Source organism: Brevibacillus sp. HB1.2, assembly GCF_013332495.1.
GTDB classification, from domain to species: domain Bacteria; phylum Bacillota; class Bacilli; order Brevibacillales; family Brevibacillaceae; genus Brevibacillus; species Brevibacillus porteri.
Genome location: NZ_JABMIU010000009.1, coordinates 41,927 through 61,369, shown reverse-complemented (window position 1 = coordinate 61,369; position 19,443 = coordinate 41,927). Strand labels below are relative to the sequence as shown.

At 48.1% G+C, this 19,443-nt stretch carries 17 protein-coding genes; 8 read left to right on the top strand and 9 right to left on the bottom strand.

All coding sequences use genetic code 11. From position 1 onward, the window contains the following. Positions 1-321 precede the first annotated feature (321 nt). Positions 322-855: a PadR family transcriptional regulator gene (locus HPY28_RS19815; RefSeq protein ID WP_017250457.1), complete on the top strand. Its 534-nt coding sequence runs from the start codon at positions 322-324 to the stop codon at positions 853-855. 57 nt (positions 856-912) lie between these two features. Here HPY28_RS19815 and HPY28_RS19810 read toward each other — a convergent pair whose 3' ends face one another. Together HPY28_RS19810 and HPY28_RS19805 are read right to left on the bottom strand one after the other, a co-directional pair. Then, entirely contained in the window at positions 913-2,025 is a 1,113-nt protein-coding gene (locus HPY28_RS19810; RefSeq protein WP_017250456.1) for an aminopeptidase, read from the bottom strand. Positions 2,026-2,198: 173 nt separating this feature from the next. After that, positions 2,199-2,291 (bottom strand): YjcZ family sporulation protein, encoded by a 93-nt coding sequence (locus HPY28_RS19805; protein ID WP_017250455.1) that lies wholly within the window; start codon positions 2,289-2,291, stop codon positions 2,199-2,201. Positions 2,292-2,516: 225 nt separating this feature from the next. On the opposite strand from HPY28_RS19805, the gene HPY28_RS19800 reads away from it, so the two are divergent. The 3 genes from HPY28_RS19800 to ytxJ all read left to right on the top strand — a co-directional run bounded on the left by HPY28_RS19800 (position 2,517) and on the right by ytxJ (position 4,053). Beyond that, complete coding sequence (locus tag HPY28_RS19800) at positions 2,517-2,750, top strand: hypothetical protein (protein WP_017250454.1); 234 nt, start codon at positions 2,517-2,519, stop codon at positions 2,748-2,750. A 454-nt stretch (positions 2,751-3,204) separates the two neighbouring features. Then, the gene (locus HPY28_RS19795; RefSeq protein ID WP_017250452.1) at positions 3,205-3,603 is read left to right on the top strand and encodes a hypothetical protein; all 399 of its coding nucleotides are present in this window, start codon (positions 3,205-3,207) and stop codon (positions 3,601-3,603) included. A 123-nt stretch (positions 3,604-3,726) separates the two neighbouring features. Next, positions 3,727-4,053, top strand: coding sequence for a bacillithiol system redox-active protein YtxJ (ytxJ, locus tag HPY28_RS19790; RefSeq protein WP_017250451.1), 327 nt, complete (start codon positions 3,727-3,729; stop codon positions 4,051-4,053). Positions 4,054-4,186: 133 nt separating this feature from the next. Here ytxJ and HPY28_RS19785 read toward each other — a convergent pair whose 3' ends face one another. Beyond that, complete coding sequence (locus HPY28_RS19785; RefSeq protein WP_173623679.1) at positions 4,187-6,343, bottom strand: cell division protein FtsA; 2,157 nt, start codon at positions 6,341-6,343, stop codon at positions 4,187-4,189. A gap of 303 nt (positions 6,344-6,646) precedes the next feature. Here HPY28_RS19785 and HPY28_RS19780 point away from each other — a divergent pair, with 303 nt between their 5' ends. The 4 genes from HPY28_RS19780 (at position 6,647) to HPY28_RS19765 (ending at position 10,271) form a co-directional block, all read left to right on the top strand. Next, positions 6,647-7,744: a bifunctional 3-deoxy-7-phosphoheptulonate synthase/chorismate mutase gene (locus tag HPY28_RS19780; protein ID WP_017250449.1), complete on the top strand. Its 1,098-nt coding sequence runs from the start codon at positions 6,647-6,649 to the stop codon at positions 7,742-7,744. Positions 7,745-7,871: 127 nt separating this feature from the next. Beyond that, entirely contained in the window at positions 7,872-8,180 is a 309-nt protein-coding gene (locus HPY28_RS19775) for a metal-sensitive transcriptional regulator (RefSeq protein ID WP_007720961.1), read from the top strand. A 115-nt stretch (positions 8,181-8,295) separates the two neighbouring features. Further along, on the top strand, positions 8,296-9,306 hold the full coding sequence (gene ccpA / locus HPY28_RS19770) for a catabolite control protein A (protein WP_017250448.1): 1,011 nt from the start codon (positions 8,296-8,298) through the stop codon (positions 9,304-9,306). A gap of 32 nt (positions 9,307-9,338) precedes the next feature. Then, positions 9,339-10,271 carry a 5'-methylthioadenosine/adenosylhomocysteine nucleosidase gene (locus HPY28_RS19765; RefSeq protein WP_069847595.1) on the top strand — a complete coding sequence of 311 codons (933 nt, stop codon included), beginning with the start codon at positions 9,339-9,341 and terminating at the stop codon, positions 10,269-10,271. A gap of 68 nt (positions 10,272-10,339) precedes the next feature. Here the strand turns inward: HPY28_RS19765 and HPY28_RS19760 are convergent, their stop codons facing one another. The 6 genes from HPY28_RS19760 to HPY28_RS19735 form a co-directional block, all read right to left on the bottom strand. Further along, entirely contained in the window at positions 10,340-11,488 is a 1,149-nt protein-coding gene (locus tag HPY28_RS19760; protein WP_173623678.1) for an acetoin utilization protein AcuC, read from the bottom strand. Further along, positions 11,485-12,129, bottom strand: coding sequence for a CBS and ACT domain-containing protein (locus tag HPY28_RS19755; RefSeq protein WP_174231239.1), 645 nt, complete (start codon positions 12,127-12,129; stop codon positions 11,485-11,487). Before HPY28_RS19755 ends, HPY28_RS19760 begins: the two co-directional genes overlap by 4 nt. A 34-nt stretch (positions 12,130-12,163) precedes the next feature. Beyond that, a complete protein-coding gene (locus tag HPY28_RS19750) occupies positions 12,164-12,796 on the bottom strand; it encodes a hypothetical protein (RefSeq protein ID WP_017250444.1) in 633 nt (210 codons plus the stop codon). 71 nt (positions 12,797-12,867) lie between these two features. Beyond that, the gene (locus HPY28_RS19745) at positions 12,868-16,008 is read right to left on the bottom strand and encodes a transglycosylase domain-containing protein (protein ID WP_174231238.1); all 3,141 of its coding nucleotides are present in this window, start codon (positions 16,006-16,008) and stop codon (positions 12,868-12,870) included. A 180-nt stretch (positions 16,009-16,188) separates the two neighbouring features. Next, a complete protein-coding gene (rpsD, locus tag HPY28_RS19740) occupies positions 16,189-16,788 on the bottom strand; it encodes a 30S ribosomal protein S4 (RefSeq protein ID WP_016742106.1) in 600 nt (199 codons plus the stop codon). A gap of 290 nt (positions 16,789-17,078) precedes the next feature. Next, positions 17,079-19,349 carry an S-layer homology domain-containing protein gene (locus tag HPY28_RS19735; protein WP_174231237.1) on the bottom strand — a complete coding sequence of 757 codons (2,271 nt, stop codon included), beginning with the start codon at positions 19,347-19,349 and terminating at the stop codon, positions 17,079-17,081. Positions 19,350-19,443: the final 94 nt, after the last annotated feature.

Sequence of the window (19,443 nt, the reverse complement as noted above, 5' to 3'; positions counted from 1 at the left end):
AATTGAATGGGTGCAGACTACTGCTGCTCACAGGGTACTTTACCCGCGTATATTGGGACCATTTTTTACTTTTCACCGATCTCTCCCCCTACAGCAGATAGGTATGTATCATCTTATGGGGAGTGGAGTGGGAAGGGACGCCCAATTTCTAGTCACGTGAAGGATATATCATTAATTTTGATTGATATAATAAAGAAATAGCATTGGTATAATTATTTAAATCCATTTATAATAACATGTAGTTAAAGAATATTTTGAACATAAAGGCTAAGTCCTAGCCGCTAGAGAGAGAAAAAGAACGGTAACGGAGGATGCGAAGAGATGGATGTTAAAACGATCATACTGGGTTTCTTAAGCTATGGGGAAATGAGTGGCTACGATATTAAGCAAGCGTTTACAAACAGCATTGGATTCTTTTATGACGCTAGCTTTGGTGCTATTTATCCAGCATTGCGCAAACTGGAGGAAGAAGGCTTCGTGACGAAGCAAGAAATCATTCAGTCTGGCAAGCCGAACAAGATTTTGTACCGTATTACAGAAGCCGGAAAACAATCTTTCCGTCAAGAAATCCAGACGCCTATCTTGCCGCCAGTATTGCGCTCAGACATGCTGGTTAAGATTTTCTTCGGCAAGAGCCGCACGATCGACGAACAAAAGGATTTGCTAGAGGGCTGTTTGGATACGCAACGTCAATTGCTCCAACAAAGTAAGGCCTCTTATAAAAAGCTGGAAGTGAATTTTGACGAATATCAACGTTTTTGCTGGGAGTATACCATTCATCATCTGGAGTCAACGATTTCTTTTATGGAACAAAAAATGACTTCCTTGATGAAACAACCAGCTTATTCCGTTTAGCCACATAAAGCGAAGGGCTCATGTCTTGTGAACAATGAGCCCTTCGCTTATTTTCATTTATTTAAGGTTTTCTGGATTGAGGCATTCAAGCTCTGGTACAACGAAACGTCCGTCTTTGCGGATCAGGCGATCGTCAAACCAAATTTCTCCTCCGCCCCACTCAGGGCGTTGAATCATGACCAAGTCCCAGTGTACGGAGGATTTGTTTCCGTTAAACGCTTCATCGTATGACTGGCCTGGTGTAAAGTGGAAGCTTCCATCGATTTTTTCGTCGAAGAGGATGTCTTTCATCGGGTTTTGGATGTACGGATTCACACCAATCGCAAACTCCCCAACGAATCTGGCACCTTCATCGGTATCAAAGATTTCATTAATCTTTTCTGTATCGTTGGCAGTTGCTTCGATGATTTTGCCATCCTTGAAGGTCAGCTTGATATTGTCGTATGTAAAGCCTTGGTAAGGAGATGGCGTGTTGTACGCGATCGTACCGTTGACAGAATCACGGACAGGAGCAGTGAATACTTCTCCATCAGGGATGTTGGCTTCGCCTGCACATTTGATTGCAGGAATATCTTTGATGGAGAAGGTCAGATCGGTGCCTGGCCCTACGATACGTACCTTGTCGGTTTTCTCCATCAGCTCGACCAGGCTGTCCATGGCATTATCCATCTTGCCGTAATCAAGCGTGCACACTTTGAAATAGAAATCTTCGAAAGCAGCGGTGCTCATGTTAGCCAACTGAGCCATAGATGCATTTGGATAGCGAAGCACGACCCATTTGGTATGCGGTACGCGAATATCCAGTACAGGACGCGCTAGCAGCTTGGAGTGCAGCTGCATTTTGTCTCCAGGCACATCAGAGAGCTCGCTGATGTTGTCGCCGCCGCGGATGCCAATGTAGCAATCCATTTGCTTCATGAAAGCCACATCTGCTTCACGCATGATACCCAATTGTGTTTCGTTGGCACCCATCAAAAGTTCACGCTGAACGGATTGGTCGATCAGTTGAACAAACGGATTTCCCCCAGCTTCGTATACCTTGGCAATCACGGCTTTTGTCAAATCGGTAACGTTGCCAATGGAGTAAATTAAAACGTTTTCACCAGGCTTGACAGTCACTGAATAATTGACGAGGACGTCAGCCAGTTTTTCAATTCGTGGATCTTTCATAGGAAGGGGATCCCTCGCTTTCCATATCATTCATATCCATTGTACACAACTCAAACAGAAAAAAGCTACCCACTGGCGAGGGTAGCTTGCGGAGGAAACGCGCTTGAAGGATTCGGTATTTCATGTATATGCAAGGACCTGCTGAATATGGCTATATCTTCGGGGAAGAAAGATTAGTCGCAGCTGCACCCGATAATAACCAGCAGGATGAAAAGAATCAAAACCAGAGTGAAGCCGTCGAATTCTCCATTAAAGATGCCGCTCATCGAATAAACATCCTCCTCATATGTGTGTTAAGCCTCTTGTGCTTACATCTACAACATATGGGTGATCGCATAGGACCGAACCGGGCATCCGCCCATTTTTAAGAAAATTGTTTGGGGAATCTCTCTTTTTCATACTCTTGCAGTTCTCGATGTTTATTATTCTGAAAAGCAGGAAAAGCTAGAGGATACCAAAAGACTTTGCAAGTATGAAAGGATGTTTATGTGATGCAAAGATCATTATCGAGCCTGCAGCATGAGTTGGTCCAAATTACGATTAATGTTGGCGAAGACTTTAAATCCATTGTGTGGAAAGCGCAGTACGATATGGACTTCAATACAGAATGTCTGTTTTGTTTTTCCGAGCAAATTACTGGCTATCGTGTAGAAGATGAAGACGGAAAAGCAGGGAAAGTCGCTGTTTGTCCGCATTGTGAAAAAGTAAACGCTATCTACGCGTGAGATTGAAGTTTGATCGCAAAGGAAAGACGATGCTGCTTGCTAGCATCGTCTTTTTTAGTATGTTTAAGTTGTTGCTAGTTTTCAAAGGTACCGATGAACGCACAAAGCTGGTGGAGAAGAAAAAGCACAGGGCTCGTAGACCTTGACAACGCCTACCCAGTCGGAACTTAAAAAAGGGGACCACGCTTGTCGAACACTTCTTCCTTGAGAATCTTCCGCCCGTAGGGTGGCTTTGGCTCGACGGTCCCCTTTTTTAAGTGTAGACGGACAGTTCCCCCCATGCTGGCGTGTCAGAGTCGAAGAGAACTGTGCTTTTTCTTCTCCTCCACTATGTTGACTCTAGTCTATATCTGACTCTATATCCACCAAGTACCACCTGTTCTTTAGCAGGATTGAAAGGAGGCTTCTCGAATAGTATGAGAGGCATACATAAGTAGATATAGGGGTGAACACCGTGCAAAAGAGATGCAGCCGCTGCGGGAACGAAATGGAGATCGAGCTGCGCAACGTCGTGTACCGGAAACGGGTTAAAATTATGAATGTACCTGTACACGTCTGCGTGGACGAAGACTGTGACCATTCCCAAGTGGTAGATGTGATTAAGGATGATTTGAAGTCACTCATGGAGGAACTGGGCCAACATCCGCAGCGCAAGGCAGTCGAATTCGAAGAAATGTCAGAGTTATCCAACTTATTGGTATTGATTGCTAATGAGAAGGTGAATTCGACCGTAAGAGAATTACTTGGTGAAAAAGTCAACGAGCTATTGGATCTGTTTTTGTTGGCGCAGTCCCTTGGCGATGAAAAATGGATGTTGGAGCTACGCGAACGTCTCACGAAAATTATGGTGTAAGGATAAAGAGATGCCTGGAAGAAAGGTATCTCTTTTTTCATTTCTCCACTGCACCGCAAATGTAGACTTTGCTGCTTGGACTTATGTATACTGATAGGCACATAAGATAAGGAGAGATGAATCATGTCACAAATACAGCTTCACTCCATTGAAGAACTGGATGAGTTCGTAGCGAAAAATGGGAAAAAGCTTTTGTTTAAGCATAGCACGATTTGCCCAATCAGTACGTCCGCTTATGAAGAGTTTCAGGCGTATTTGCTGGACAATCAAGTGGAATCTGCGGTCATTCTGGTACGAGAGGATCGCCCTGTCTCCAACGCCGTAGCGGATCGTTTTTCCATCAAGCACGAATCCCCGCAAATCTTTTTGCTGGAAGACGGCGAAGTAAAATGGCACACGTCTCACTGGAAAATTACAAAGGACGCGATTGGCCAGGCGCTCAACGCATAATCATTCATAACAGGAAAAAAAGCTACTGACGATAAATAAAGTCGGACAGCTCTTGAGTAAAGCAAAAAGCCGGGACACCCGATAAGCGAGGTGAATCCGGCTTTTTGCATGGAGAAAAAGGACGCTGGATAGACTATTCCCAGAATAACTCCAACTTGTCTCCACTTTTCAATTCTGTCTGGAAGTTGGCTTGTTCGCCGTTGACGAGCATGACGAATCCGGAGATACTCTCACGGTCGGGCTTTTCCAGGGAAACATCGACAAAACGGAAGACGTCGCTAAACACAGGTGTAGACGCAGGTGAGGATTTTACCGTGATGTCGGCACCTTCGCTCACGGGATCAGAGGCATTCGCCGCTTTTCCGTCTACGGTAATCGTTACTTGTGCGACAGGCAATACGACCCGTTCACCGTTGAAGTGTACAATCATTGTCTCCTGTACCCATTCTTCCAAAGGGATGACATCTTGTATGGAAGGGGCAGGGACTTCATCCAGCCGATATACGAGGACATCACCTTGTCGGACGATATCTGTCAAAGCTGCTGGTCTTCCGTTCAGCTCGAGCACCTCCATACGGGACGGAACCGAATAATCTTGTCCATTCACAGAAAAACGCAAGCCTGATTCCGCTGACGTTTTCAGTTCTGCGAGCTCGAGTACTTCATAGACAGTACGTGGAAGGCGGATATCCACCTCGGCACGATCAGAGATCCATGTATCGAGAGTAGCAACCGCTCCGTTCACATGTACGACTGGACCGAGCGAGTAGGGACGGTCATTGCAGATCACTTCAAGCGTGTCCAGCTCATCGAATAAATCTTTGGCAAATACACGTGCATCATCGCCATTTGTACCTGCCACTACGATGATGTGGTCCCCGTCATTGATTGGCGTGTCAAGACTGACGCTCTCTTTGTTGCGCTCAATCACCGGCGCCGTCCCATGACCACCCGGAATCATTTTCATCCGTCCGTTTACGGTGACTGTCATCGCCAATCCGGGGCGACCATACAGACGGCGGATATCCAATCCAGATGCAATGAGCGCATCACCCAACGTCATTTTTCGCAAATCGAAAATGCGCACAGGAGTATCATTGACCGTAACGGTTACATAGCGCAATGGATGACGGCGCGCAGCAACAGCGATACCGACTGGCGTTACGAACTCAGGTCCACTGAGCGCAGGATTGTCTCCGACGTACTGTTTGATCGCATCGCCGCCTCTGACAGCAACACGGGCGGCAGGAATATTCAAGACCTGAGCGACTTTTCCAGTAAGCCCAGGGGTGAGGCTGCCGCCGCCGATCAGCATGACCGCTTGCGGAGCTTTTCCGTTGAGCTCCAATATTTTAAAGGCAATTTTGTCGGCGAGTTGCTGGATGTCTGCTTCAATCGCACTCGTTACCTCGGTAGCGCTTATCGTATGCTCTATGCCGAGAATGTCGGTGAAGGTGACGGACTCCTCGGTAGATAAAAGACGCTTCACTTCTTCTGCCATCGGAAAATCCATGAGAAAGGCGTTCATGAGCGCATCCGTGATTTCATCACCTGCAACAGGTACCATGCCGTAAGCGGTAATCGCCCCTTCCTCAGTCAGCGCTACGTCAGAAGTACCTGCCCCGATGTCCACCAATGCGATATTCAGTCGGCGCATGGTCACAGGAATCAGGACATTAATCGCCGCAATAGGCTCAAGTGTCAATGCCTGCATTTCCAGATCGCATCGTTTCAGAGCAGCAATCAGCGAGTCGACAACCACGCGTGGAAGGAAAGTTGCGATCACATCTGCGCTTGCGATGTCACCCCGCTGGTCAATCAGACTCCCGATCAACTCGCCATCCAGATGGTAATTGACGACGCTGTAACCGACGCAATAATAGCGGGTGACGTCTTGATCCTTTAGCTCTTGGGCTAATGCGGCTTGGGCCTCCTGTACAGCGGAAAACTCCAAAGCGACAACATCTTCACGAGAGATGAAGGCATGTCTGGCTAACGGCATGTCCACACGAACGCGGCGGGTGCGCAATGACCGACCGGCAGCAGCGACCGCTACCTGATGTAGTTTGCCATATTTTCCTTCCAGCTCTTCTTTAATTTGTTGAATCACCTTAGCTACGGCGACAATATCGTGAATTTGCCCATCGAGCATGGAGCGTTCATCATGCTCTCGAATTGCGCAGTCCAATACGCGGTACTGCTCGCCGGTCGTTTCTACGATCAGGCCGACGACGCTGCGCGTTCCAATATCTAATGAAAAAATAAGCTCAGGGGCTGTGATGTCAGACAAAAGTAGGTCACTCCTTGTAAGAGGTTGTTCAAAAAGTCTTTACAATACTTATCGGTGTATCGGAAAGGAACAATCACTTTTAGCTAGAACATATATCCAAAACTATTCGATTCAAAAGGAAAAGAATCCTGTCGAATCAAGGAATCTTCTTCGGTTTGACGAATAATTTGAAAAGATAAAAAAACAGAAAAAATTTACTTTCGCGCTTTTTGGCGCTAAACTGCTGACAAGGGTGTTTGAATCGATTATAATTACCCTAATTTATCGATAAATCCCTATATAAAAAGAGGAGAGTGGAGAGAGATGGCACACGATCAAATCGAAACCATGCGCAAGCAGATAGACGAGATCAACCTGCAAATTCTTGAATTGATCAACAAACGAGCTACCTTGGTTCAAGAGCTCGGCAAAGAAAAAGAAAAACAGGGCAGCAACCGTTTTGACCCAGAGCGTGAGCGCCAAATGCTCAATCTGCTCGTTGAAAACAATAAAGGTCCTTTCAATGACAATGCGATTCGTCATTTGTTCAAGCAAATTTTCCAAGTTTCCTTAGATCTGCAAGACGACGATAAGAAAAAAGTACTCCTCGTTAGCCGTAAGAAAAAGGCAGAGGATACTGTTATCACTGTAAAAGGCGTTGAGTTCGGAGGGAAAAATCCGATTCTTATCTCAGGTCCATGCTCCGTGGAAAGCTACGAGCAAGTAAGAGCAGTAGCAGAAAACCACGCAAAACGCGGACTGCGCACACTGCGCGGTGGTGCGTACAAGCCTCGTACTTCGCCATACGACTTCCAAGGTCTGGGTGAGGAGGGCTTGCAAATCCTCAAGCGTATCGGGGATGAATTCAACCTCGTAACGATCAGTGAAATCGTGACGCCAGCAGATCTCGAGATGGCGACGAAATACATCGATGTCATCCAAATCGGTGCTCGCAATATGCAAAACTTCGAGTTGCTGAAGGCAGCAGGTCGTGTGAACAAGCCGATCCTCTTGAAGCGTGGCCTCTCTGCTACGATTGAAGAGTTCATCTACGCGGCAGAGTACATCCTGTCCGAAGGTAACACACAAGTCATGCTGTGCGAGCGTGGAATCCGCACGTATGAAAAAGCGACACGCAATACGCTCGATATTTCTGCAGTACCACTCCTCAAGCAGGAGACGCACTTGCCAGTATTTGTAGACGTGACGCACTCTACAGGTCGTCGTGATCTGCTCTTGCCTTGCGCAAAAGCAGGCTTCGCAGTCGGTTCTGATGGAATCATGGTAGAGGTTCACCCAGATCCAGATGTGGCACTGTCTGATGCAAAGCAACAGCTGAACATTCCACAATTCAACGAGTTCGTTGATGAACTGCTTGCTTCTGGCCTGTACAAAGGTGAGATTGTGGCAGCGAAAGCATAAGAATACCTTTCGGGTACGTTTTGAGGGTCCTTCCTGCGCGCGGGGAGGACCTTTCTCATTTGACGAACCATTGGCGACCAAGTAAGCTAGAATTACGTGCTGATATTGGTGAAGGAGGATAGGCCATATGGAAGACAACCATCAATGCTGCTCGACTGATCGGTCCACCGAAAGGCCGGATAAAATCAAGTCTAATCTCATCTCCCGTCTGAATCGGGTAGAGGGACAAGTTCGCGGAATTCGTGGAATGGTAGAGAAGGATGTCTACTGCGACGACATTCTCAATCAAATTGCGGCGGTGCAATCTGCACTAAATGCGGTTGGGAAAATGCTCCTCGAAGGACATATGAAAAGCTGTGTGATGGATCGCATTCAGCAAGGCGATCATGAAGTAATTGATGAGCTTTTGAAAACGATGAACAAACTTATGAAGTAACGGGTGCGCAAGCCGTCAAAAACGATTGCAACGGCATACGGCTTGTCGTATCATAGGTGCATATATTTATGAAAACGCTTATGAAAACCAAAAAATAGGGAAATGAGGGTGCATGATGCCGGTTACTATATACGACGTAGCAAGAGAAGCGGGGGTGTCGATGGCGACAGTTTCCCGCGTAGTCAACGGGAATCCCAACGTAAAGCCTTTGACCCGAAAAAAGGTATTGGCTGCGATTGAGCGCTTGGGATATCGACCAAATGCGGTTGCTCGTGGACTCGCTAGCAAAAAAACGACAACAGTTGGTGTCATCATCCCGGATATCTCCAGTTTGTTTTTCTCCGAATTGGCGCGAGGGATTGAAGATATCGCTACCATGTACAAATACAACATCATCCTGTGTAACTCTGACCAACGGATGGAAAAGGAATTGCAGCTCATTAATACCTTGCTCGAAAAGCAGGTGGACGGGCTTCTGTTCCTGGGCGCAGAAATCAAAGAAGATCATTTGCAGGCATTAACAAGCACGTCTGTACCGACTGTACTCGCCGCGACTCGCGATGCAGACAACGTACTGCCGTCGGTTAGCATTGACCATTTCCAAGCCGCATACGATGCGACAGAAGCATTGGTTGCACGCGGGCACAAGCGCATTGCGATGATCGCGGGTCCTGCAAACGATCCATTGGCAGGGTTAATGCGCTATGAAGGCTATAAAAAGGCGTTGAAAGATGCGGGTATCGAGCTGGATGAAGAGCTGATTGCGACAGGCAACTACTTTTATGAATCTGGCTTGTCCACTACAAAAGCTTTTCTTGCCCTTAAAAATCCGCCAACGGCGATTTTCGCAGCGAATGATGAGATGGCCATTGGCGCGATCCACGCCATTCAAGATTCTGGCCTGAACGTGCCAGGTGACATCGAAGTCATTGGTCACGATAATATTCGTCTGGTTGAAATGGTACGTCCACGACTGACTTCTGTCGTACAGCCAATGTATGATATTGGTGCGGTGGCGATGCGCCTGTTGACCAAGTACATGAATAACGAGAATGTCGAAGAGCATGTCGTGCTGCTGCCGCATCGAATTGAGTATCGGGAGAGTACTAAGCCCGAGCAAGCTTGATTGCAAAGTTGACAGCAAGAGGAGGATGGGAAATGCGTTACGGAATTATCGGCGCGATGGATGAAGAAATCGCGCTTTACTTGGAAGCGATGCAAGAGACGACTACTGCGACCAAAGCAGGCATTACCTATTACACAGGTAAAATGGAAGGCAAGGATGTCGTGCTGTGCAAATCAGGTGTCGGCAAGGTGAATGCTGCCGTGACGACACAGATCCTCATCGATTCATTCCAAGTAGAACGTGTCATTTTCACAGGTGTGGCAGGAGCTGTTCACCCTGAATTAAATATTGGTGACATTGTCGTTTCGACGGATTGCATCCAACATGACATTGATGTGACACCGCTTGGCTTTGAGCCAGGACAGATACCGTTTACAGAGCAATGGACTTGGCAAGCGGATGCTGGGCTGATGCAGCAAGCGATCGATGCGGGCAAGGAACTGGAAGCGGGAGTTCAAGTAGTGAGCGGGCGTATTTTGTCCGGCGACCAGTTCGTTGCCAGTCGGGAAAAGGTGCAATGGCTGTATGAGCAATTCGCAGCACATTGTACCGAAATGGAAGGGGCATCTGTCGGACAAGTATGTGCGATGAATGGCGTGCCGTTTGTCGTTGTTCGTTCGATGTCGGATAAAGCAGACGGCTCCGCGCATGTAAACTTCGTGGAATTTACCAAGCTGGCTTCCCAGCGCTCGTATGCGATTGTCCGTAACATGCTGACAGCTTCTCAAGCATCGACAGCTGCGGGAGTGATCGTCTACTCGACGAAAAACTGTGTGGATTGCGATATGGTTAAAAATTGGCTGACAGCAAAAGATGTTTCCTTTGAAGTGCGCGATGTTATGACGAGTCGTGCCTATCAAGAGGAAGTGGAGCGCTTTGGTTTCATGGGTGTGCCTGTAACAGTCGTAGGCGATAAAGCGGTAAAAGGCTTTGCACCTTCTGAGCTGGAAGAGCTAGTGAAATAGGGTTTGGAATAGAAAAAGCGTGCTGACCAGTACCCAAAGGTACGAGGGCAGCACGCTTTTTTTACTTTTCATCCAATAGGTGCGTTCAGCATCGCACGTTCTAACGTAAGACGATTTTTTTCCGTGATCTCTGCTCGCCGTGGGATTGTTGGGAATGATTCGTCAAAAAGCCGAGGTGGCAAGGGCAAATCCGTCTCAGGTTGCCAGCGCTTGAGCCAAGCTTCGGGAAGATCACTGTCTGTCAGAGGCTGATCGCTCATCTCACTCCATACCAGCGTCCACGCCCGCGGCACCACCCGCCAAATATCGTATCCCCCGCCGCCTACAGCGATCCAACGACCGTCGCAATATTCATGAGCAAGACGGTGGGCAAGACGAGGAATGGCTTGATAAATTTTCATTGAGCAAGACAAATGGGTGAGGGGATCAAACGCATGAGCGTCACAACCATTTTGGGTCAGGATGACATCAGGCTTGAAGCCAGCTGCTAGCTTTGACACTAGCTCTTCATATACTTCCAGAAAAGAATCGTCTTCCGTGAAGGCATCGAGCGGAACGTTGACAGAATAACCGTAACCGGTTCCATCTCCACGTTCAGACAAATTCCCCGTTCCCGGGAAGAGATACTTTCCCGTTTCGTGAATGGATACAGTTAGTACAGAAGGGTCATCGTAAAACGCCCACTGTACCCCATCACCATGATGGGCATCTGTGTCGATATACAGCACACGCGCATTCCAGTTTTTTCGCAAATAAGCGATCGCGACGGAGCAATCGTTGTAGATACAAAATCCAGAGGCGCGTCCACGAAAGGCATGATGCAGTCCGCCAGCGGGATTGAAGGCGTGTTCTGCCTGTCCACTCATAACCGCGTCCACTGCGTTTAACGTACCTCCTACGATCAGTGAGGACGCTTCATGCATGTTCGAAAAACAGGGAACATCCTCTGTTCCCAAGCCATAGCTGGCTGCCTGCGGAAGCTCGTGTTCACTATGGCCCTGATCGCGAACAAATTGGATATAACGTGGGTCATGCACCAGGGCGAGCTCTTCATCTGTCGCCGGTCGGGGAGTAAGGATGTCTGAGTCTTTGAGTATTCCGTAACTGCTCATCAGATCGTGTGTGAGGAGCAGACGACGCTGGTTAAACGGATGATCATCATGAAAATAATATTGCGTGTAGTCTGGAGAGTAGATCAGACGAGCATTTCGGCTCACTGGGGTATCCCTCCTTCCGTAGGTCCGATTACGGAAAAGCCCTTTTCAAGGAGTAATTGCGTCACGATACGTGGATCAATTGTCTGTACCCGAAAAACAAGGTTCTTTTTTGCAGGCTGTTTCCCAGGAAAGACCACAACGCTCGTAACATTTACTTGTGCATCGCGAAAGACTTGACTGACTTCTGCCAGCATGCCGACGCGGTCATCTACTTCGACTTCGATATGGGAGCTAGGTTTGTTAACGCCGAAAAGTTCGATCAAGCTAGAGAAGAGATCCGATTCTGTGATCAATCCTACGAGCCGATTCCCTTCGACGATGGGTAGCGAGCCGATTTTGTGCTCATATAGTTGGAGGGCTGCGTCTTCGATGAAATCCAGTGGGTGGGCAGTGATAACTTGTTGATTCATGATATCGGCTACAGGCTTGTGCAGGACGGTGTCGTCATCGTCATGCGTCAGCAGGCGAGAGGGGAGAGCGTCTCGCAGATCACGGTCCGAGACAATGCCTACGAGTGAGTCGTTTTCAATGACAGGCAAATGCCTGACTCTGTTTGCACGGAGGAGAAGAAGCGCTTCTCCGATGGTAGTGGATGGCTGGATCGTGACAATTTTTTTTCGCATAATCTCTTCAATACGCATAAGAGTGACCTCCTGGAATCAAAAGGCATCCAAACTAGTAAAGAAAACGATTTTGAAACCGCATAGCATCAAAGGCAACGACTGTTTCTGGCGGTACACGCTTGCCGATTTTGGCCATGAGACAGTTGGCGGGATGTGAGCATATTTCCGGATCGTCTGTCGCCATCCAGCTAAGGCCTGCGCTGCCCATGACCTTTTCCATAACCTTTCTGTATTGCCATACATCGAGTCCTGTTCCTTTCAGATCCCAATGCCAGTAATACTCCGTTGTAATAATGACGTAGTCTTCCATGGCGTCGTCCATGAAGCTGACTTCCAGCAGCTTTTTGCCTACGCCACCTGCTCTCACTTTATGACTGATTTCAATCGCGCCGAGCTCCAGCAAATCGGGCAGTTGCGCTTGTGACCATCGCTCCAGTGGATCGGGGTGCAGAAAGGTAACGTAGCCGAGGACGAGGTCTCCTTCGCGTGCAATAATAATGCGTCCTTCAGGCAAATCTGCGATTTCGATGAGAGCTTCATGCTGCTGTTCAGGGATACGAAAAGCTTTCAGTCCCTCATCAAAGCGTAATGAGGCCAGATGACTTCCTGTAATCGGTCCTTCGACGAGCAGCTCCTTGTTGTTCACCATTAGGCTCAATGAATGATAGCGTTTGACGTGCTCCATCAGTTCCCCCCCTTACGATTGTAGAAAAACAGAGATGGCGTCTAACCATCTCTGTCAGTTGTTATCCCAGTTTATTCTGTGGTGTTGGCAGTTACGATGTTAGAATGTGGCGATTCTCCGTAACTGTTGACTGCGGTAATGTAATAGTTGCTGCCATTCGGTACTTCTGCTGCGTGAGTAAAGCTTGTGCTAGAGACTGTACCGAGTAGCAAATAGCCGCTTGCTGAGTCTGGGCTAAAATATACGTTGTACATCTGCTCAGACGAGCTGCTGCCTTTCCACTGTAGCTGCCAACCGTTTGGCGTATTCTTGATGGACAAGGATTTCGGAGCAGCAGGTGGTGAAGCGGAATCTGTGTTTGTATTCGTGCCTCCTGATCCATCTGGTGGGTTCGTCGCAGTTCCACCTGAATCTGTTTGACCATTCCCGTTATTGTCCGTCGGATTCGGGAGACCTGTTTCCGTACCTTGATTTGGATCAGGCAACTGCCATGTCTGTGTAGATCCGACAGAAGCGATTGCGGAAGGCTGCGATTCATTGCCAGCGATATCCACAGAAGTGACATAATAGCCTAAATCTCTATGGGTTGCAGTCGTATCGGCAAAAGTCAATTCGGATGGATCTTTCACAGTCGCTACTTTGACAAAGCTGTTCTGCACATCAGCGCGGTAGATGCGATAACCGACCAAGTCAGCTTCTTTGGCTGATTGCCAGGTAAGCGTAATTTGCTTGCCTGAGCCCGTAGCTGTTACACCGCTTGGCGAAGATGGTGTTCCACCTTGCTCTGTACGAGGGTCTTCCTTATCAGGCAGGCGTTGCTCCCAATCTGGTGGTTGGGTGGCGACCCTATTGTTTTTCGCTTGAATTTGCTCCTTAGTAGGGAGCGGATCAGGTGAGCGGTAGAAGACGCCTTCGGTAACAAAATCTTCAGGTGTTCCTTCCTTCGCCAAATACCGTTCGCCATTATACGAAATGAGTCGTGCTTTTTGGTGGGTGTCGTCCACCTTTGTTGGAACGAATTTGCTGTTGAATATATCTGTGATCAAATGGCCAGCTTCTTTTGAAAGCTCACTTGGCAAAAGGCCTGATTTCGAGTCAACAGTCGCGCTGACAATTCCAGCCGGCTTTTTAAAGGTGGAGTCAGGAGGTGAAAGGTTCGGATGCTTCGCAATGACATCCTTCATGACCTTACCCCATACGACCATCGGAACATATTTGTCCGCGTCTGGCATTGGATATGGCTCGTCAAAGCCAACCCATACCCCCATGGACAGCTCTGGCGTGTAACCGACGAAATAGAGGTCGTTGCTGTTGTTCGTTGTTCCGGTTTTACCTGCCACATCGACTTTGCGCGGCACGTATTTGCGGATGTGTGTACCTGTACCGTTATTGACAACGGAACGCATCATATCAGTGATCAAGTATGCTGTTTGCTCGCTGTACACTTGCACAGGGCTGGTTTCATGACGATAAATGACTTTTCCAGTGTTATCTTCAACTCGGTCAATCAGATAGGCATCCACGAAAGAACCGTGATTTGCGAATGTCCCATAGGCGTTTGTAATTTCCTCGACAGTTGTTCCGTAGGTAAGACCGCCAATTACGCCGGTGGCTGCATAGTTGTCAGCATCCACCAATGTTGTGATTCCCATTTTCTTCACGTATTCAAGAGCCGTTGGAATGCCAACTTTCAAATACGTCTTGATCGCCGGAATGTTCCAGGACATCCGCAGTGCTTCGCGGGCACTCATCATCCCTTGCCATTTGTTGTTCCAGTTCTTAGGTAAATGGGAACCGTTCTGGCCGTCAGCGAGTAGCACCGGAGCGTCATCGATTGGGGATGCTGGCTGGAGCAATCCCAGTTCAAAAGCAGGAGCATAAGCTGCAAGTGGCTTCATGGCCGAACCAGGCTGGCGTGGTACGGTGGCGTGGTTCGTCTGTTCCACCTTGAAGTCACGTCCCCCGATCATGCCGAGGATGGCTCCTGTTTTGTTGTGAATCAGCATTGCGCCGACTTCTTCCAGAGCATTTTCGATTTTTTCTGTTTTGCCGTTCGAGCGACGAATCGTATAGGTACGATTCTTACCGAAGTTTTTCGGATCGGCTGCAACAGCCTGCATGATGTCATATACGCTCTTGTCGATTGTGGTATGTATCTTGTACCCTTTTCGCAGTATGTCGCGACGTTTCTCTTCAACCAGCTGTCGGTATTCGTTGCGGCCGATGGTTGATTTGTCTCGACCTTTTTCCAAGAGGTCTGCATCCACAAGTTGACGTGCGGCACGATCTTCAATTTCCATCATCAAGAAAGGTACTTCTCGATAAGCTTGCTGCGTCGGTTTTGCTAGCTGTGCCTTCAAATCACTGGCGAGAGCTCCATCGTATTGGGTTTGTGTGATGTAGCCATTTTCCAGCATGCGATCCAACACCATTTTTTGGCGTTCCTTCCCGCGTTGATAGCTTTCTGCACGGAATGGAGAGTAGGCACCTGGGTTTTGAATCATGCCCGCAAGATAGGAGCCCTCAGCGAGCGCGAGCTCTTTTACATCTTTGCCAAAAATCCCTTTTGCGGCAGCCTGAACGCCGTATACGTTTGATCCGTTGGCGTTTTTCCCGAAGTAAATTTCGTTCATGTAGGCTTCCAGAATCTGATCTTTGGAAAACATGCGCTCGATCCGAATCGCGGTAAAGATTTCACGGGCCTTACGGGTGTGGCTAACTTCAGCAGAAAGGATTGTATTTTTTACAAGCTGCTGTGTAATCGTACTACCACCTGTTACGACAGGCTGGTTGGTAATTTCCTGTATCGCTCCACGCATGGTAGATTGAAGCGAAACTCCAGAGTGGTGGTAGTAGGTTTTGTCTTCAGTTGCAATGATGGCATTAATTAAATAGGGAGAAACGTCTGCTTTCTTCACCAAACGTCGATCGCCTTCTTCGGCCCGCAATTGGCCGATCAGAGAGCCGTCGCTGTAGTAGGCGAATCCAGTCAGATAGTTGGTGAAGATTTTATTCTCCAGTTCCTCCTTGCTGCGCACAGGCTCGTCCTTCACGAGTGCGGCAACATAACCTGTCACGATTCCTCCCGCGACTGCAGCTCCCATTAGCCCGAGTACGAAGACGATTTGGAAGATGATCCAAAACGTTCTACCACGGCTTCTGCGTCGCTTTTTCTTCGTCGGTTCAGAGGAAGATGTGTGGTTATTCGACATAGTCTACGACCCCCTAGCATACCACCTGATTATACCATACGAGGAACCTAGAGGATAGAAGATGCGAAGGAGATAGCAAAATGTGTCAAAAACCGTTGAAAGTTGTCGGGTGTATGAAGGCAATAAAAAAAGAGCAGGCCGACAAGCGGCACTACTCTTTTTCTTTTTATCCTCAGACGATTAACGGCTGTAGAACTCAACGATCAGAACTTCGTTGATTTCAGCTGGCATTTCTTCACGGTCTGGCAGACGAGTGAAGGTACCTTCAGCAGCAGCATCGTTGAATGTAACGTAGTTCGGCAGGAAAGTACGGCTTTCCAGAGCGTCCTTGATCAGTTGCAGACCACGGGACTTTTCACGAATGGAGATTACATCACCCGGTTGTACGCGGTAGGATGGGATGTTTACTTTTTTGCCGTTTACCAGGAAGTGACCATGGTTTACCAACTGACGAGCAGCTGGGCGAGTTGGAGCAAAGCCCATGCGGTATACCAGGTTGTCCAGACGGGATTCCAGCAATTTCATGAAGTTTTCGCCCACTACGCCAGCCATTTTGCTTGCATTGTCGAAAGTGCGGCGGAATTGTTTTTCGTTAAGGCCAAACATGTGGCGCAGTTTTTGCTTTTCTTGCAACTGGATTCCGTACTCGCTCAGTTTACGACGGTTGTTGTGACCGTGTTGACCTGGAGGGAAGTTGCGTTTGATGTCTTTTCCTGTACCATCGAGAGAGATACCCAGACGACGAGCAAGTTTGTGACGAGGTCCTGTGTAACGTGACATGTATTCATTCTCCTTTAATATGGATTCGCAGGTGTTTACTTCCGGCAGGTTAGTTCCTACTTTATCTACACGAACTTCGGACGGTAGCGTTTCCGCATCGTGCTCCTCACAGATGATCAGCCGCAGTCTGTAAGGGAGGGAACTAAGAGGGTACATCCTTCCGTTTTTACCTACAATCAATGCTACCCTGTACACATACATTCAATAATACTAGGCGCGATATAGTAAAGTCAAGGGAAAAGAAGCGCGCCATCCGCCGCAAGAAGTGGGATGGATGGCGCTTTTTGGGTTTATTTTCGCAACAAAGTAACAGGACCGTCTGGAGTATCCCGTTTTTCGAGGAAACGGGTAAAGGTAATGGCTGCATCGGCACGAGGGACGAGGCTTTGCGGCTGGAACTTCTGTTTGTCAGTCGGCACGATACCGAGTGTAGTCGCGATGATGATCGAACCGCGGTACTTCGAATTGGCAATGTCTGAGAGCTCAGATTGGAACATGCCAGGGAAGTCCGTCAGTTTTTTGTAACCGAGTGCACGAACAATCATATCCGCGAGCTCTTCACGTGTAATCGTCTCATTTGGATTCAGCTTGGAAGCATTTTTATCGAGAAGTCCGCGATCAACAGCACCTTCTACGGCTGAGAAGTAGCGCGAACCATTTGCCACATCGCTATAGGTGGCCTTGCGTTCCAGAGAGTACTGTGGATAGTGTCTGCCCTGGTTGAGACTGATCATGAGCATTTCAATCATTTCGCCACGTGTGATCGGTTTTTGCGGCATAATATTGCCGTTTTCAAGCGATAGTGCGTCATATTCATACATCAACGAGAGTTCCTTCTCTGCTGGATGACCTTTCAAATCGGCAGGAGCCGGGCGATGCAGCGCAATCGTTTTGCCAGTAGAGGTAGAGCTCCACTCGCCTGTTACAGCGTCAAGGTAGTACGGCTGCTCAAACGGCGTCATTGTTGCGCGATAGACAATCTTGGCCGTTCGCTTCGGTGTGTAGGAAGGCTGCTCTTTTGCGCGTTTGGCATCCTCAGGAGTAAGGGGGACGAGGGCGAAAACGGCCTCTGCTTTTGTCTCAGTCCACCACTTTTCACTCGCTTCGGCAGCAGGCAGATGCTTGGGAACTTGTGTCGGGTATGTTTCGTTGCCCAATTCAGCACTGTAATTCAGCAGATCGCCTGTTTCGATGTCAAACGTGAAGTGGGCAGAGCCGCTAGCTGCAGCTATTCCATTGATAAAACGCTCAAATCGGATCTGCGTCCGCTCGGAATCAACAGGTTGGTTTTGGTTTTCCTCTTCAATAGGCTCTGTCCAGTAAAGCTGGTGGGCCATGGTTGGCGCCAAATCACGAATTGTTTCCATCGCTTTTGCCTTGAATTTTTCCATGTCTGGTTTTTTAGAAGCGGTTGTTTTTTCTTTATGGCCACGGAAGTCCTTGTTCAATCGGTAGATGTCCCCGGTTACAGCATCCACGGAGACATACGCAAATCCGTCTTCGCTATTGCCCTTTTTGCCGAATTCGAGATCCCAGATGGGACGATTGCCACGGTAGTCTCTTTCATTGTAATTGGCAGAGCGAAGCTCGTAGTTGGACAAATTCAACGCTTTCGATGCCCATTGTACAGCTTCCTCTTGGGAGAGCGGTTGTCCGCTGCGGCGTGCAGGAAGGACTTTGCTGCTTACAGGCTCAGGATCTTTCGCTAGTTGATACGAGGTCAACGATTGTGTCAATGCATTGCCAGTCTCCGCATCAATGTAGAATGTGAAGGGATTCATATACCCGAGAGACGGCTTGTTATTTTGAGTTTCCATCCGCTCCCATGGCAGCAGGTAAACTGGTTTTGGATTCGCTTGTTCTTTAAACAGTTTCTCAGCTTCTTCTTCTGAGATTTTCGTATCCGTGTTCTCGAAAGTCACGTCGTTCCAAGACAGAGAATAGTTGGTCACTTTGCCGGAAGCATCTACCGTGATATCTGCGCCGTTGTCAGGAAAGAGAATGCCGTCCACGTCACGAACAAAGCGGAAATTATAGTAGACTTCCGAGTTCAGCGGAGTTTTTGGTTCTGGCATATCGCGCGTATACAGTCTTGTTTCCGCTGCTTTTCCTGCATTGTTTTTCTCGAAAAAGCGCTTCGCCTGCTCTTGCGCCTCTGTATAGGAAATTCGTTTTGCATAGGGAAGCTGGGATGCTTCCTGCTCTTGATGCGAATAGGAAGTCAGCTCGCCTGTATTGGCGTGGATACTGACGCTATAGGATAGAAGGACGTTGCCGTTTTCTGGATCTTTCTTCACCCAACTAAACGACCATTCTGGAAATGGGCGCCAGCTATCCGCTGAACGAAATGACACATTCTGCACCGTCATCCCGGCGGTAGGCACTATTTTTGTAGCGAGGGCCAAGGCAGCTTCCTTGGACAGCTTTGCTTTAGCTTGTGCCACAGTAGTCGCCATTTTATTGGTACTCACATAAGGTGATTGTGCATGCGCTTGAGCCACAGGCAGCAACAGACTGGCAGATAGAACAAAAGAGCTAGACCGAATGATCCACGGTTTCATAGGAACCCCTCCAACGATGTCATATTCTTCTTATCACCTCTGACGAGAGGAAGTGAAAGTTCGTTTCAGTTCAAATTCATGAAAAAAAGTATCC